This window comes from Novosphingobium sp. PhB55, assembly GCF_004368805.1.
In the GTDB taxonomy this organism is placed as follows: domain Bacteria; phylum Pseudomonadota; class Alphaproteobacteria; order Sphingomonadales; family Sphingomonadaceae; genus Novosphingobium.
This window is the reverse complement of the sequence record NZ_SODQ01000004.1, coordinates 1-16,455: the sequence shown is the minus strand read 5'-3', so window position 1 is coordinate 16,455 and position 16,455 is coordinate 1. Positions and strand designations below refer to the sequence as shown.

General features: G+C 66.8%; 10 protein-coding genes, 1 tRNA gene and 1 rRNA gene. 5 read left to right on the top strand and 7 right to left on the bottom strand.

From position 1 onward, the window contains the following. The first annotated feature begins 17 nt into the window (after positions 1-17). The 5 genes from EDF57_RS10520 to EDF57_RS10500 all read left to right on the top strand — a co-directional run bounded on the left by EDF57_RS10520 (position 18) and on the right by EDF57_RS10500 (position 7,934). Positions 18-623, top strand: a complete 606-nt coding sequence (locus EDF57_RS10520; protein ID WP_132267159.1) for a sigma-70 family RNA polymerase sigma factor — start codon at positions 18-20, stop codon at positions 621-623. Beyond that, on the top strand, positions 610-1,593 hold the full coding sequence (locus EDF57_RS10515; RefSeq protein ID WP_208324838.1) for a FecR domain-containing protein: 984 nt from the start codon (positions 610-612) through the stop codon (positions 1,591-1,593). Before EDF57_RS10520 ends, EDF57_RS10515 begins: the two co-directional genes overlap by 14 nt. Positions 1,594-1,678: 85 nt before the next feature. Next, positions 1,679-4,594, top strand: a complete 2,916-nt coding sequence (locus EDF57_RS10510; RefSeq protein WP_166675236.1) for a TonB-dependent receptor — start codon at positions 1,679-1,681, stop codon at positions 4,592-4,594. 11 nt (positions 4,595-4,605) lie between these two features. Next, positions 4,606-5,835, top strand: coding sequence for an SGNH/GDSL hydrolase family protein (locus tag EDF57_RS10505; RefSeq protein ID WP_134094195.1), 1,230 nt, complete (start codon positions 4,606-4,608; stop codon positions 5,833-5,835). A gap of 2 nt (positions 5,836-5,837) precedes the next feature. Then, positions 5,838-7,934: a glycoside hydrolase domain-containing protein gene (locus tag EDF57_RS10500; protein ID WP_243841041.1), complete on the top strand. Its 2,097-nt coding sequence runs from the start codon at positions 5,838-5,840 to the stop codon at positions 7,932-7,934. 36 nt (positions 7,935-7,970) lie between these two features. Here the strand turns inward: EDF57_RS10500 and EDF57_RS10495 are convergent, their stop codons facing one another. The 7 genes from EDF57_RS10495 to rrf form a co-directional block, all read right to left on the bottom strand. Further along, positions 7,971-9,302: a hypothetical protein gene (locus EDF57_RS10495; RefSeq protein ID WP_243840995.1), complete on the bottom strand. Its 1,332-nt coding sequence runs from the start codon at positions 9,300-9,302 to the stop codon at positions 7,971-7,973. Between the two features lie 343 nt (positions 9,303-9,645). Then, complete coding sequence (locus EDF57_RS10490; RefSeq protein ID WP_134094194.1) at positions 9,646-12,876, bottom strand: CusA/CzcA family heavy metal efflux RND transporter; 3,231 nt, start codon at positions 12,874-12,876, stop codon at positions 9,646-9,648. Positions 12,877-12,880: 4 nt separating this feature from the next. Further along, on the bottom strand, positions 12,881-14,038 hold the full coding sequence (locus tag EDF57_RS10485; protein ID WP_134094193.1) for an efflux RND transporter periplasmic adaptor subunit: 1,158 nt from the start codon (positions 14,036-14,038) through the stop codon (positions 12,881-12,883). Next, positions 14,035-15,321 (bottom strand): TolC family protein, encoded by a 1,287-nt coding sequence (locus EDF57_RS10480; RefSeq protein WP_134094192.1) that lies wholly within the window; start codon positions 15,319-15,321, stop codon positions 14,035-14,037. Before EDF57_RS10480 ends, EDF57_RS10485 begins: the two co-directional genes overlap by 4 nt. A 70-nt stretch (positions 15,322-15,391) precedes the next feature. Continuing rightward, entirely contained in the window at positions 15,392-15,721 is a 330-nt protein-coding gene (locus tag EDF57_RS10475; RefSeq protein ID WP_134094191.1) for a hypothetical protein, read from the bottom strand. Positions 15,722-15,851: 130 nt separating this feature from the next. After that, positions 15,852-15,928 (bottom strand) — tRNA-Met (locus tag EDF57_RS10470). 206 nt (positions 15,929-16,134) lie between these two features. After that, a 5S ribosomal RNA gene (gene rrf / locus EDF57_RS10465) occupies positions 16,135-16,249 on the bottom strand. Positions 16,250-16,455 lie beyond the last annotated feature (206 nt).

Sequence of the window (16,455 nt, the reverse complement as noted above, 5' to 3'; positions counted from 1 at the left end):
GGATAGTCGCGGCGTCGATGTCCTTTTCCCGTGAACGCGCCGTCTGGCTGGGACGCAATGTCTTCCCGCATGAAGCTGCCCTGCGGCAGTGGCTGTCCGCGCGCACGGCGTCCGCGGGGCTGGAAGTGGACGATGTCGTCCAGGAAACCTACGCGATCCTCGCCTCGATCGAGCGGGTGGACCACATTCGCAATGCGCGAACCTATATGTTCGAAGTGGCCAAGTCCGTCGTGCTGCAATCGCTGCGCCGCGCCAGGATCGTGACCATCGACGTGCAAGCCAACGCACAGTTCCTGGAGATCCCGGAAGACGCCCCGACGCCTGAAAGGGTCGCTGCGGACCGCCAGGAACTGTCGCAAGTCTCCGCGGCCATCGCCGCCCTGCCCGACCGCTGCCGCGAAGTCTTCACGATGCGCAAGATCCAGGGCCTGAGCCAGCGCCAGGTGGCCGAAGCGCTCGGCATCGCCGAGAGCACGGTCGAGAAACACATGGTGAAGGCGCTCGCGATCCTGACAAATGCAATCGGGCGTGGCGGAAATGTCCGCAATGCGTCATCTAGCGTGCGTGAACAGCGAGACGACAGCGAGACCAGTGACAGATCCCGACCGCGTGAACGCGCTTGACGAGCGCGCGGCGCAATGGGCGCTGCGCGTCGATGCCGCCACGCTGAATCCGCAGGACCAGGCCGAACTCGACGCCTGGCTGGCCGCCGACCCGCGCCACGCCGGCGCCTTCGCACGGGCGATGGCGGCAAACGCCTATTTCGAGCGCGCCGTGGCGCTCGGCGTCGACCGCGACATTCCCGAGGTGGCCACCGGCATTCCCGAGGTCTCGGCCGAAGCCCCGCGCGTTTCCGAGCGGCGCGTGATGAGCCGCAGGCTATGGCTGGGCGGCGCGGCCGGTGCCATGGCGGCATCGCTCCTGGTGGCCCTGGGCCTGGACCGGCTGGCCGGAAGCACCAGCCTAACGGCAGACAAGGGCACCGTGCGCCGCACCGCGCTCGAGGATGGATCCGCCGTCACGCTCAATGCCGGAACCGAAGTTTCGGTGGCGATGAAGCCGCTGGAACGCCGGATCAGCATGCTGGCCGGGGAAGCGAATTTCGACGTGGCCAAGGACACTTCCCGCCCCTTCATCGTCGAAGCGGGGCCGGTGCGGATCCGGGTGGTCGGGACGAGCTTCCTGGTCCACCTTTCGGAGCTTGGCGAAGTGGCGGTCATCGTGCGCGAAGGCCGCGTGGAAGTGCAGGCGAAGGGCATGCCACCGGCCTTGCTGGCTGCGGGCGACCGCATGACCGTACCTGCGCAAGGCGCGATCACGCGGGAGCAGCTTTCGGTGGGCGAAGTCGACCGCCTGGGCCTGTGGCAACGCGGCGAGATGGACCTTACCGGGCTGACGCTGGGCGACGCGGCGCGCCAATATGCCCTCTATTCGGACCGCCGGATCGTCATCGACGATCCCCAGGTGGCCGGCCTGAAAATGGCGGGCGTCTTTTCCACGAGCGATCCCAAGGGCTTCGCGCAGGCCGCCGCCCTCGCCCACGGCCTGCGGCTGACCGAGCGCGACGATGCCGTCGTGCTGTCGCGAAAATAAAATCGCCTGGGGATGGAGGATCGTCGGCGGCCTCGCATCTAGCCCTCGAAAGCGGCAGACGCGCCGCTGGTGGGGATCGTTACTCATGCATTCGAGACTTCTTTCCGGCTGCGGCATGGCTGTCGTCGCCTGTGCCATTGCCACGCCTGCGCTTGCCCAGCAGCGCCAGTTCGACATTCCCGCCCAGCCGCTGGCGAGCGCGATAGCCTCGCTGGGCAGGCAGGCGCAGATCCAGATCGTGGCGCCGGGCGAGGGCCTGGAAGCATTGCGCAGCCGCGCCGTGAAAGGCCCCATGGATGCCCGCGCCGCGCTGCGCCTGCTGATCGCGGGCACCGGCCTGGAAGTGGCCGCCGACGACGGTGCGCGGATCGTCCTGCGCCGCGTGAAGCTGAGCGAGGCGCGCGCGCCGGTTCCCAGCGATGCCGCCGCCGCGGATGACATCGTGGTCACCGGCTTTCGCGCCAGCCTGAGCACCGCCCGCGACATCAAGCGCAAGTCCGACGCGATCGTCGATGCCATCGCCGCCGAAGATATCGGCCAGTTGCCCGACAACAGCGCCACCGAAGCGCTCGCCCGCCTGCCCGGCGTGCAGGTGTTCCGCAACCGCGGCGAAGGCCAGGCCATCACCATTCGCGGGATCTCCAGCGTGGTGACGACCATCAACGGCCAGGAAGCCTATACGGGCGTATCGCGGCGCACTCTGCTCAACAGCTATCCGGCCGGACTGATCCGCTCGATGGAAGTCTACAAGGCCCTGACGCCCGACCTGATCGAAGGCGGCATCGGCGGCGCGGTGGACGTCCAGCTGCGCCAGCCCCTGGACTTCAGGAAGGGCATCAGCGTCGCGGCCACCCTGCGCGGCAGCTACGACGATCAGGCCGACAAGCTGATGTACAACGGCGACGTGCTCGTCGCGGGGAACTGGGATACCGGGGCGGGCGAAATCGGCGTGCTCGTCAACGCCAGCTATACGCGGCGGGACTACTACGAATCGTATCGCGAAAGCCTGGGCCCGCAGACTACCCCCGCCGGCTACAGCCTGCCGACCGGCATCCTCGCCAAGAACCCCAAGGGCCACTACGAGCGCCCGGTCCTGACCGGCGAGATCCAGTGGCGCCCTGCCTACAACTTCGGCATGCACTTGCGCGCCACCAATGTCACGGACGACAACACTTACACCGATACCGATTTCCAGACGAACATCGCGGCGAACACCGCTCTCGGCAATGTCGAGCTGGTAGAGGACACCCAGATCGTCAAGAGCGCCCGCTTCACCGCAACGGCCAACTCGGGTGCCCGCTCCAACCACACGCGCCAGTTGCTGGACACGACCCAGATCGAATTCGGCGCCGACTTCAAGTCGGGCATCGCCGCGCTGACCACCAGCGCGGTCTATACCACATCGCGGATCGAGACGGACCAGCAGCTGTTCCTGCTCGGGTTCAACCAGGCGCCGGTCATCGACGCGACCTTCCAGAGCGACGGCAAATGGGGCGGGCTGTCCTATGCTTACCCGACTGCCGAACTGGGTGATATCGACCAGTTCCATGTCCGCGCCTATTCGGACACGCGCCAGCGGGAAAAGGGCAAGGGCCTGCAATGGCGCACGGACCTGGAACTCGATACCGGCACCGGCTTCTTTCGCGCCTTCAAGACGGGCTTTCGCTATGCCCGCCGCACCGCCGAATATCGTTCGGGCACCGGGCTGGTGGACCTGAACGCGCTCAAGCTGCCGATGTCCGCCTTTCCGGGCGGAGAGACGCCCGCCGTGCTGTCGCGCCGCCCGGGCGGGGACGATGCGGCCATCCCCCCGGGCTGGGTCGGCTATGACGCCACTTATCTCAACAGCGAAGCGAACGTGATCGCGCTCAACGATTACGTGAGCACGCTCAAGCCCGGCTACTTCACCGACGACGGCCGCCCGGCTTACGATCCGCTTGCCGCCTTCGACGGCAAGGAACAGAGCTTCGCGGCCTATGGGCAGTTCAAGTACGGCTTCGAACTGGCGGGCATGCCGGTCGACGGCGTGGCGGGCCTGCGCGTGGTGAACACCTGGCTCTCCATCGACGGCACCCAGAGCATTCGCGAAAACACCCCGACGACCGGCGGCACCATTACCCGATACGCGCCGATCCACGGCCGGCAGAACTACGTGGACGTGGACCCCGCGATCACGGCGATCGTGCATTTCACGCCCGAACTGCAGCTTCGAGGCGCCTGGACGCGCACATTCAGCCGGCCAGACTTCGCCAACCTCAATCCCACCGTGGCACTCGTGCAGGTCCAGAGCGCGTCGGGCGACTACACCGGCATCGCCACTTCGGGGAATCCGGACCTGAAACCGGTGCGCTCGACCAATTGGGACTTGTCGCTGGAATATTACTTCGGCCGCACGGGCTCCATCTCGCTTGCCGGATTCTACCGGGACGTGACGGGCTACATCGTCAAGACGACGGTGGAAGACGATGCGATCCCCGGCGCCTTGGGAACCGTCGACGTGACCAAGTACGTCAATGCGGGCGACGGATATATCAAGGGCGTGGAAGTGGGCGCGAACACCTTCTTCGACTTCGCACCGGGCCTGTTGCGGCACTTCGGCGCCTCGGCGAACTACACATATATCGATTCCGCCCAGAACCTCCCGGCAACGGAGGTGACCGCCGCCTTCAAGGGGCAGACGGCCGGCATCTCGAAGCACAGCTACAATGCCAGCCTGTTCTACGATGACGGCCGGTTCCGCGCGAAAGTCGCCTGGTCCTGGCGCAGCGACTTCACGCTCAGCTACAATCTGACCGATCCCTCCAGGAGCCTGAACTGGTACCCGATCTCACGCCTGGCGGCCTCGGCAACCTACAACTTCAACCGCAACCTCTCGCTGACGGTGGACGGCACCAACCTGCTCAATCGCCCGCAGCGGGCCTATTGGGGCACCAAGGCCTTCACCGACCGCGTCTATTTCGAAGGCCGCGTCTATTCCGCCGCCCTGCGATTCAAGTTCTGAAGGGACCGAACATGAAGCGCCTGATGGCCGCCGCCTGGCTCGTCCCGGCTCTTGCCGCCCCTCTCGCCGCGGCTGCCGCGGCGGCCACGAGCCAGGAGCACGCCCGGCCCGCCGACGAAGGCTGGGCGGGGGCCTGGGGCTATGCCACCTCTCCTGCGACAGGCAGCGTCAAGACCGAGAACCAGGAAGGCACTTATCGCTATCGCATCCGCGCCAGCCAGACGGGGGACGCGGTGCGGCTGGAGCTGAGCAACCCGCAAGGCGCCCGAAGCCTGCACATCGCAGCGATCTCGATTGCCCGTGCAGCCGGAGCGGAAGGCTTCGCGCTCGCGGCCGCGAGCCGCAGGCCCCTGGCCTTTCCCGCGGGGGGCGGCGCGATCATAGCGGGCGGCCAGGTGACAGAGACGCTCTCCAGCGACTTCCCCGTGACGGCGGGCGAGGACCTGCTGGTGGAAATCGTGACATCCGGCCCCAGCACCGCGGTGGCCGGCAATGCGGCATTCCCGGCGGCGTTCGCTCCCGGCACCGTCGATGCGCAAGGCACCGCGCTGCAACCCGCCAAGCTGCGCCCGCTGGTCACCCAGCTGGCCGTCCATAACCCCGCCGCGGCCTGCACGATCGTCACGCTGGGCGATTCCATAACCGAAGGTGCGCGCGGCACCCGTCCGGACTGGCGGGGCTGGCCCGGCGTGCTGTCCAGAAGGTTAGTCGACAGTCGCTCGGGGCCGCGGTGCGGCGTGGTCAACATGGGGATCAGCGGCAATCGTCTGCTGCGCGAAGGCCGCGGGACCGCCGCGGTGGACCGCTTCATGCGCGACGTCGCCTCGGTGCCCGGTGTCAGCCACCTGATCGTGCTGGAAGGCGTGAACGACATCTGGCGCGCCACTCTGCCCGGCGAACCGGCGCTCGGAGCGTCCGACCTCATCGCCGGGTACAGGAGGCTGATCGCGGCTGCCCACGCGAAAGGCATCCGCATCTACGGCGGCACGATCACGCCGGGCTTCGGCTGGAAGGCTTTCACCCGCGAGATGGAAGAGACCCGCCAGAGCGCCAATGCCTGGATCCGCGGCGCGGGCGAATTCGATGCCGTGATCGACTTCGACGCAGCCTTGCGCGACACGTCCAGCCCGCCCATGGTCCAGCGGCGTTACGATTCCGGGGATCACCTCCATCCCGGCAACGGCGGCTATGAAGTCATGGGCCGCGCGATCCCGCTTTCCCTGTTCAGGAACACACCTTGACGATGATGAAGACCGGCAGGCTTGCCGTGCAGCTACGCTTCTGGATCTGCCCCCTCGGGATCGGGCTGCTCTGCCCGCCGGCCTGGGCCGATGAAGCGCCCGCTCCGGTGGACCTGGTCGATCCTTTCGTCGGGACGTCAGGCGATCACGGCCAGCTGACGCCCGCCGCGACCGGCCCGTTCGGCATGGTGCAGCTGTCTCCCGATACGGTGCCGGCGCAGCATGCCGGTTACGACTACCAGGCGGACCATCTCCTCGGCTTCTCCCATACCCGCGCCGTCGGGGTGGGCTGCGGCGGCGGCGGGGGCGATCTGCTCGTCTCGGTCGGCTACGCGGGGGACACGGCGCCCTGGGCCATGGACAAGGCGTCCGAACAGGCCGGACCGGGCTGGTACAGCGTGCGCTACGGCGGCGGCATTCGCGCCGATCTCGCCGCCGCAGGCGCGGTGGGAATCTCGCGCTTCACCATGCCGCGTTCCGGAACCATCCGCGTCGTGCTCGATCCGCGGCACAGCTATACCAAGCGCCACAGCGCGCAATGGCAGAAGCGCAAGGCCGGCGACATGCGCGGCAGCATGTCCGCCGGAACCGTGTGCGACCAGGGCGTCTATCACTTGTCCTTCGCCGGCGCGCTCAGCCGTAACGGCCAGGCGGTAAAGGTCGCCCCGATTTCACTCGGTGACGAGCGGCAGGCCTACGATTTTGCCGTCAGGGCCGGCGATCGCGTCGAAATGCGCACCGGGCTGTCGGTCGTGGACTCGCGCTCCGCACGGCGCGTGCTGGAAAGAGGCGCGGCGCATCGGTCCCTCGAACACGTCAGGCGCGAGGCGCGGACGGAGTGGGCGCGCGAACTCGCCCGGGTGCAAGTGCCGGGCAGCGGCGAGCGCGCACGCCTGTTCTACACTCACCTTTTCCGCGTCCTTCAGACCCCCGCGAGGATCGACGACGCGGATGGCCGCTACCGGCAATCGGACGGCACCCTGCACCGCACACCGCGCGGCCATCATCGCTATTCGGGCTGGGCGATCTGGGACAACTATCGCACGCAGTTGCCGCTGATCGCGCTTCTCGATCCGGTCAGGTCCGAGGACATCGCCGCGTCGCTCGCGGAACTCTACCTGGCGGGCAAGGCGCAGTGGAGCACGCAGAACGAACCGTTCATCACCGTGCGTACCGAACACGCCGGTGTCGCCCTGCTCGATTTCCGCCGCAAGGGAATCGGCGGCTTCGACGCGGCGGAGATCCTTCCGCTGATGATAAAGGAACTCGACGCGCTTCCGAACGAGGCGCCCGACCAGCAGATCGAGACGGCTTACGACATCTGGGCCGCCGCCGAACTGGCAAGCGACATCGGCAACCGCCCGCTCGCGGCCAGCCTGCACGAACGGTCGCTGCGCTACCGGACCATGTGGCAGCGCGTGTTCAAGGAAGTCGCGCCCGATTCCGACGTGGTGAAGGCGCGAGGGCTCTATCAGGGCACTTTGTGGCAATATCGCTGGGCCCCCGTGTTCGATCTCGACTGGATGATCGACCAGGAACTGGGGCGCGCCCGTTTCGGCTGCGAACTCGGCCGCTTCTTCGACCAGGGGCTGTTCAACATGACCAACCAGCCCGACATCCAGGCGCCGTTCCTGTTCTCCGCCGCGGGCCAGCCCGCCCGGACCGCGTCGCTGGTCCGCGAGATCCTCGATAGCCCCATCGACCACTGGTACACCAATGCCGGCAAACGCCCCCGGCCCTGGCACGGACGCAGCTTCGCACTCGATCCCGTCGGCTATGCCGACGGCATGGACGACGATGCCGGCGGCATGGCAGCCTGGTATGTCTGGGCATCCCTGGGGCTCTACCCCCTGACGCCCGGCAAGCCGGAGTACGTCGTCACCACCCCCGCGTTTCCGGAGGCGACCGTGCATCCTCAAGGCGGCGCTCCCTTCAGGATCGAGCAAAGGCACAGCACCGGCAAGAGCCAGACCGCGACGTGGAACGGTGCTTCGCTGCCGGCGATGAAGATCGACCACCGTGCCCTTACCGAAGGCGGCCGCCTGCAGGTGGCCTCCGATCAGGCAGGCGGCGGCGCACTTCCGCCGGTGCAACGATAGGGAGATGGCTGAGACCGGAAAGACTGCCTCGCCCGATCAGAAATAATATCCCGCCATGATCAGCAGGGAAGTCTTCCAGCGGTCGTCCCCGCCTTGCGCGCCGCCGGACACGAACTGGCCGGCGCCGACATAGGGATCGTTGCGGCCGACCAGCATTTCCGTCCAGACGCGAATGCGTCCGCTCGCCTTGTCAGTCCAGAAGGCGCCCAGATTGAAGCGCTGGGTATCGGCGAAGCCCTTCGCATCCTTGAAGACGCGGGCATAGCTGCCGTAGAGATTGATCTTGAACGGGAAGCGCCCCGTCTCGATCGGATGGCTCAGTTCGCCAAAGGCCATCGTGCTCCTGGCGGCGATATTGTACGAGGAATCGTAGTCGCCCACCGCGATCAGGTCGCTGCGGCCGGCATTGGCGGGATTGATGGCTTGCCGGGCCACCAGCAGTTTCTTGCGCAGCGCCGTGGTTTCGTCGGTCAGGCTGAGGGCATAGGCGCGCCGCGAGCCTTCCTTGCCCGTGTCGAAGTTGTGCACGTCCGAAAGCCACGCCGACCCTGTCAGCGTCAGCTTCCCGTGATCCGAGGCGGCAAGGGCATATTGCACCCTGCCTGCAACGATGTTCCGCTCTGCATTGTCCGAGGAATCGGGCAGATAGGAATCGCCGCGCACGATGTTGACGCTGTAGCGGGCACTGTCCCGGCCCTGGCCCATCACGGCCGGTCCCGTCGTGGGGAAGAGGCCGGCGGCAAACGAGAGCTTTTCGCCCGAATGGCCGTAGCTGATCCCGACATCGTAGACTTCCTCAAGCCCGTAGACGAAGCCCAGGCTGTTGTACCAGGAATTGCCCCAGTAGCGGTCGTCGAAGGGCACCGGTTGCAGGCCCAGGGTCACTTTGTCCGTCGCGGAGAGCTTCGCGCCGATGTAGGCGTAGGCGGGAAAGTTCACTTCGCCGGGATAACCGTCATAGCCGTTCTTGCGGCTGTAGATGAAACTGCCGCCGTAGAAACGATATTCGGCGGCCCCGAAGAACGTGGACGAATCGTAGTCGAGCTTCAGGATCACCGTATCGAACGACAAGTGAGTCGACGTGCGCCGGGAGCCCGACCCGTCGACATCGTTGAACCGCACGTCCACCCGCCCGCGAATGCCCACGCCGAACTTGAGAACCCCGTCCTTCGCCGGGGGCTTTGCGTCCTCTTCAGGCAAGGCCACGGGGGCGGCGGGCGCGGGCGGATCGGCCGGCAAGGCCGCGCTATCGCCATGCCCGGCCGAGGCTTCCGCGCCGGACGGTTCCGGCTGCCCGTCCGCGGGAAGTGCGGGCATGACAGCCGCCAGCGCCGCCGCCTGAACAAGCGCATGGCCCAGGATCAGCATAGCTGCGGTTCCCGGACCGGGATCATGCCTGCGAACGCTTTCGAGCCTCCAACGAAGATGACTGCGTACATCGTTCAGGTTCCTTGTCCCGAGCCGGTGAGCTTGCGCCGCTCCCGCGCCCCGGCAAGGGCGCGCGGGAACTTCTGGATGCCTGGTCGCCCGGCGGGTTGTCCTAGCGCAAGGCCTCCCGCAGCAGCACATCGGAAAATCCCGAGGGCCGACGCGGCGCTGGAATCGGCGGATCGCCAGACGTCCTACCGACGTCCTACGACCATCGGAAGTCGCCGGATAGGTCCGCCATGCACCGTGGCATCGCCGGCTGCGACACCGGCGCCGAAACCGTTCACGGGAATGGGGCCGATCCGTCCGAACCGGGCGGATCGCCGCGACCTTCCTCGGCCGGAAGGTCGTTGCGGCCGTAGCGGGCGTAGAGCGTGGGCAGCACGAAAAGCGTCAGCAGGGTTGCCGAGAGCAACCCGCCGATCACGACCGTGGCCAGCGGCTTCTGCACTTCCGCCCCCGCTCCGCTGCCCAGCGCCATCGGCACGAAGCCGAGACTGGCGACGAGCGCGGTCATGACCACGGGTCGCAGGCGCTGGAGCGCGCCGATGCGCGCGGCCGCGGCGCGCTCCGTGCCCTGGCGCATCAGGTCCTGGATCGACGAGACCATGACCAGGCCGTTAAGCACCGCGATCCCCGACAGCGCGATGAAGCCCACGGCCGCGGCTATGGAGAAATCCATACCCCGTGCAAACAGGAGCAATACTCCCCCGACCAATGCCATCGGCACCCCGGTAAACACGATCGCCGCGTCCCGGATCGAGCCAAGCGCCCCGTAGAGCAGCAGCAGGATCAGGGCGAAGCAGGCGGGGATCACCAGTTGCAGACGCTCCCTGGCGGAGGCGAGATTCTCGAACTGGCCGCCCCATTCCAGATAGCTGCCCGGGGGAAGACGGACCTCGCCGGCAATCGCCGCCCGGGCATCTTCCACCACGCTGCCGACATCGCGGCCACGCACATTGGCCTGGACCACCACGCGGCGCTTGCCGTTCTCGCGGCTGATCTGGTTCGGGCCTTCCGCGATCCCGATATCGGCAACGCTGGCAAGCGGCACGAACCGCCCGCCAGGCACCGGCACCGGCACCTGCCGCAGCAGGCCGATATCGGCGCGCTGGGCTTCGGACAGGCGGATCACCACCGGGAAACGGCGATCGCCCTCGAAGATCATGCCAGCCTCGCGGCCGCCCAGCGTGGCGGTGACGATGTCCTGCACGTCCTGCGCGGTCACGCCGAGGCGGGACATGGCATCGCGATCGACGCGAATGTCGAGCATGGGCAGGCCCGTGGTCTGCTCGACCTTGACGTCAGTGGCGCCCCGGGTCCGGCGCAGCACCCCGGCGATCTTCTCGGCCGTGGCATTCATGGCGCCGAAGTCTTCACCGAAGACCTTGACCGCGATGTCCCCGCGCACGCCTGCGATCAGTTCGTTGAAGCGCATCTGGATGGGCTGCGTGACTTCGTAGGCATTGCCGGGGAATTCGTTCAGCGCCTTTTCGAGACGAGCGACGAGTTCGTCCTTGGCAAGGCGCTTGTCCGGCCACTGATCGCGCGGTTTCAGGATCACGAACATGTCGGTGGCATTGGGCGGCATCGGATCGGATGCGAGTTCGGCCGTGCCCGTCTTCGAAAAGACGAACTGCACTTCCGGCTGCCGCGACATCATCCGCTCGATCGGTATCTGCATCGCCTGGCTCTGCTGCACCGAGGTGGCCGGAATGCGCAGCGCCTGGATCAGCAGGTTGCCCTCATCGAGCTGCGGCAGGAACACTTGTCCCAGCCCCATGAACGCGGCGATGGCCACGGCGAAGCCAGCCACGCCGACACCCACCGTCATCGTCGGCCGCTTCATCGCCTTGTCGAGGCCCGGCTCGTAGCGCGCCTTGAGCCAGGTCATGATCCGGCCTTCCTTTTCCTCCACGCGGCGGGAGAGCCAGATCGCGATCGCCGCAGGCACCGCCGTCAGCGAGAGCACGAAGGCAAAGGCCAGCGCCATGATGACCGTCAGCGCCATCGGCACGAACGTCTTGCCCTCGACACCGGTGAGCGTGAGCAGCGGAACGTAGACGAGAATGATGATCGCCTGCCCATAGACCGAGGGCCGGATCATCTCGCGCGCAGCCGTGGCGACCGTGGCCAGGCGCTCCTCTACGGTGAGCAGGCGGCGGCCATGATGCTGTGCCTCGGCAATGCGCCGCAGCGCGTTCTCGACGATGATGACGGCGCCGTCGACGATCAGGCCGAAGTCCAGCGCGCCAAGGCTCATCAGGTTCGCCGAAACGCCGGTCCTGAGCATGCCGAAGCTGGTCAGCAGCATGGAAACCGGGATCACCATGGCAGCGATCAGCGCGGCGCGGAAGTTTCCGAGCAACGCGAACAGCACGACGATGACCAGCAAGGCGCCTTCGCCCAGGTTCCGGGCGACAGTCCTGATGGTCGCATTGACGAGTTCGGTGCGGTCCAGGACCGGCTGCACGATCACGTCGGGCGGCAGCGAGGCATTGATCTCCCGAAGGCGATCGCCGACCGCCGTGGCGACCGTGCGGCTGTTCTCGCCGATCCGCATGATTGCGGTGCCGACCACGACCTCAGTACCGTTTTCGGACGCCGAACCCATGCGGACCGCCTGTCCGGTCCTGACGGCGGCAACCTGCCCGAGAGTGACAGGAACCCCCTCTCGCGTGGCAATGACGACTTTCGCAAGCTCGCTGGCGTTCTGGATCAGCGCGTCGGAACGCACGGCCAGCCCTTCGCCGTTACGGTCGACGAAGCCGCCGCCGACGCTGGTGTTGTTGCGCTCCAAAGCCGTGGCCAGATCGGTGAGCGTGATGTTCATCGCCACCAGGCGCTGGACGTCCGGCACGACCAGGAACTGCTTGGCATAGCCGCCGATGGAATCGACCCCGGCAAGCCCCCTGGTGTTCTTCAGCAAGGGCGCGACGATCCAGTCCTGCGCCGTGCGCAGATAAGTCGCCTTGTCGGTATCGTTTGTCAGGCGCTCGCCTTCCGGCGTGATGTAGCTGCCATCCGGCTGCATGCCCGGCTCGCCGGGCAAGTGCTTGTCATCCCTGCGGTGTTCGAGCCGGACGGTCCACATATAGACCTCGCCAAGGCCCGTGGCGATCGGGCCCATCTCCGGGTTGACGCCAGGGGGAAGGTCTTGCGTCACCCCGCTGAGGCGTTCGCCCACCTGCTGGCGCGCGAAGTAGATGTCGGTGCTCTCGTCGAACACCGCCGTGATCTGCGAGAAACCGTTGCGGCTGAGCGAGCGGGTGTGATCGAGGCCGGGAATGCCGGCCAGCGCGGTCTCGATCGGGAAGGATACCTGCTTTTCGACCAGTTCGGGTGAGAGGGCCGGGGCGCGGATATTGATCTGCACCTGGTTGTTGGTGATGTCCGGCACCGCGTCGATGGGAAGACGGTACAGGGCGGCCGCGCCGATGGCGGCGGCAAGGGCGGTGAGCAGCAGGACGAGCCAGCGCTTGTCGACCGCCCAATTGACGATGGAAGCGATCATCGGCTCAGTCCTCGTGCGCCGCTTCGCCCTTGCCGAGTTCGGCCTTGAGCGTGAAGCTGTTGGTGGTGGCGATCTGCTCGGTGCCCGTCAGGCCCGAACGGACGATCACGGTGCCCCCGGCATTGTCGCCCGGCGTCACCGGCACCGCCCTAAAGCCTGCTCCGGTGCGCACGAAGACCACGCTCTTGCCCTCCACCGTCTGCACGGCGGTGCTCGGAACGCGCACGGCGCCGTCCCCGCTTTCGCCGCCAAGCTGGACGGAAGCCGTCACGGGTTCGCCCACGCGCCATTCTCCGCCGCGGTTGTCCAGCGCGGCGATGACCGGCACGAGGCGCGTCTGCACGTCGAGCGCGGGGGATACGAACGTCACTTTGCCAGTGGCCCTGCGGCCGGAAGCCGTGACGGTCACCGGGCTACCCGGTTTCACCCGGCCGGCGTCGGCAGGTTGCAGGCTCAGTGCGAGCGAGACGCTCGAAAGATCGGCGATCCGGTACAATTCGGCATTGGCGTCGACCGTCTGGCCCAGGATGACGCTACGGGCGATCACCTGCCCGGAGATCGGCGCGGTAATGCCAAGGCGGTTGAGCCCGCCGCCTCCGGCACCGGCGGCGGATACCTGTCCCTGCGCCTGCCGGTAGGCGATCCGCGCTTCGGTTGCTGCGGTGCGCGCGGCAATCAGATCCTGCTCCGGCGTGACGCGCTGGCTGAACAGACGCTGCTCGCGGGCAAGATTCGCGTTTGCCAGGGCCAGACGCGCGCGGCTGGCTTCGACTTCGCCCTTGAGGACGGCCGCTTCCCGGCTCTCGATCACGGCCATGATCCCACCGCGACCGACCGACTGACCGAGATTCTGGCCCAGCGCCACGACACGGCCGCCGATCGCGGCGGAAACGACCTGCATGCCTTGCGGGTCGGCCTCGATGGTCGCGGGCAGTTCGAGAGTGCCGGAGCCTCCCACCATCGGACGGCCGATCTGGATGCCTGCCGAAGCGATCTGCGCCGGTGTCAACGTGATCTCGCCTTCCCCGGCGTGGGCGGCTTCAACCTTTTCCGGCGTGGGCGCAGCGTCCTGGGAACCCCCACCACCGCAGGCAGCGAGTGCGAGCGGCAAGGCCAAGGCGAAGGGAAATGCGGCGTAGGCGTATCTGTTGAAGGTCTTCACAATCCGTTCCCCACTTGCGGTGCGACGGCGGGCGCGGTCAGGCGCTCCATCTGCGCGCGGGCATTCTGATAGGCGGCAAGCGCGTCGATCGCAGCGACGCGGGTTTCGGCAAGCGTCCGTTCGGCATCGAGCAGATCGAGCTGACCGAACTTGCCCTCGCGGTATCCGATGCGCGCGATGCGGGCCGCTTCCTGTGCTGCGACCAGCGCCGGTCCCGATGCGGTCCGTGCCAGCGTGGCGGCATTGTCCGCCTCGGCCTGGGCATTGGTGATGGCCTGTTCGATATCGAGCGCGCTGGCCCGGCGCTGGGCTTCCGCCTGGCTGCGCTGGGCATTGGCCTGGTCGAACGCGGCCCGGCCATTGTTGAAGACCTGCAAGGGAATCGAGACGGTGAACACGGCCGCGACGTCATTGGTCGCCTCAAGGCGCCGGACCGAAGGCCCGACATCCACGTCCGGCACCCGGTTCGCACGCGCAAGGCGGAGGTTGGCATCGGCTATGGCCAGATTGGCCTCCGCCGCCGCAAGCGCCAGCGTGCCCTGTGGGTCCACCGGAACACCTGGGCCGTACCCATCGGGCGGCAAACGGTCGAGAAGGCCGACGTCGAGTTCGCCATCGATCGATCGCCCCATGCGCCGCTCCAGATTGGCGCGGGCTGCAAGGGCAAGGCGATCCTGCCGTTCGACATTCGCCTCTGCCGACAACCGCGTCACATCGGCCCGCTGCCGTTCGAGCGGAGAGGCTCGACCGGCCTGGACGCGCAGGCTGGCCGCGCGAAGGGCATCCCCGGCGATCCGCGCCTGATCGCGTGCCGTCTCCCGGCGGCGCATGGCCGAGATCGCCTCGATATAGAGCCGGGTGGCCTGAAGCCGCACGTCTGCGGCCATGATCGCGGCCTGCAGCTCCGTCCTGGAAAGTTCGGCCGAGGCGACCGCCACGCGGGCACGGCGCTTGCCGCCCCGTTCGAGCGTTTGCAGGAAGCCGACAGTCGTTTCGGAACTGCGGAGGCCGCTATAGGCGCCCGTTCCGGCGACATTCTCGACTTGCGCCTGCGCCACGGGGTTGGGGCGGAAGCCCGCTATCCGCCGGTTTGCTTCCGCCGCCCGGATACCGGCATCGGCGGCCTCGATGGCAGGGGCGCTGCCGCCCGCCGCCGCAACGGCATCCTCGAGTGTGAATAGTGGCGTCGGCACCTGGGCCTCGCGCATCGCGGCAAAGCCCTGCGCTTGTGCGGCGGCGACGCACGACGTGGCGGCCAGCAGAGCCGCTATGAACCTGTACATGAAGATATTCCCGATTGAAGAATGACAGACCGCCGGCGCGCTCAGGCGCGCCAGGGCCGTTCGGATTCAATCAGGCAATGGGAGGACGCAGATCCGGGCCGGCGATCCACCGGCCAAGGGCATGAGAGCGGGTTGCGGGAACGCGCTGCTTCAAAACGCTCTGAAGCAGGGGATTCTGGTCTCGGGATGGCAGGAAGGATGCGCCGCCGTGGCAGCTGGCATGGTGATGCGGCACGCCCTTGTCGGCGTCCCCCTGCGACTGGTCGTTGTCCCCCTCATCGTGGACATAACCCGAGCATTCCATCGTGACCGGGCCCGACATCTCCGCAGCATGCAAGGCAGAAGCCGCCAGGAACGACGACAAGAGCATCAGCAGCAGAGAGAGGCCCCAGCGCGACATGCCCCCGCCCATAAGGGATTTTGCCGCGCTTGTCATGTCGAAGCCTCTATCGTTACCGGTGGCGCGTGCGGCGCCACGGCGCGCGCATACGAGCGCGCTTGCCTGGGCCGTTGGGTGTGGGAATGTGTTATGGTTGCGGGGGCAGGATTTGAACCTGCGACCTTCAGGTTATGAGCCTGACGAGCTACCGGGCTGCTCCACCCCGCGTCACCATTGAGGGCTGAGCGTGTCAGCCTTGAAGCGTGTTTTGTTGTCTGTTCCGGGCGGTGCCGGCGTGGACGGCGGGGTGCTTCTTCCCCGCGTGATGATGGCTGCGTTCGTCATGAACGCGAACAGGGCCCTTATGGGGCCCTGTTTGAGGGCATTTGCCCTTTGTCATTGTGATGGGTTTTTTACAGCACGCCGGCTTCAATGCCTGGCGACGTCCTACTCTTCCAACGCTTGAGCGTTAGTACCATTGGCGCTGTCAGGTTTCACGGCCGAGTTCGAGATGGGATCGGGTGGGTCACTGACGCTATGGTCACCAAGCAATGGAGACGGCGTGCTGTTTTTTAATCGATGATGCCCGTGCTGCTCCGGTTTGGAGCTGTATATCTGGCTGGATGATCGTCCGATCATCTTTGACGGTGCTGCTTGGTAGCAGGATTGTCATTGATGGTGGGATTCATCAAGCATGAACAGAGTTATTAGGACCGGTTAGCTCCATGGGTTACCCCACTTCCACACCCGGCCTA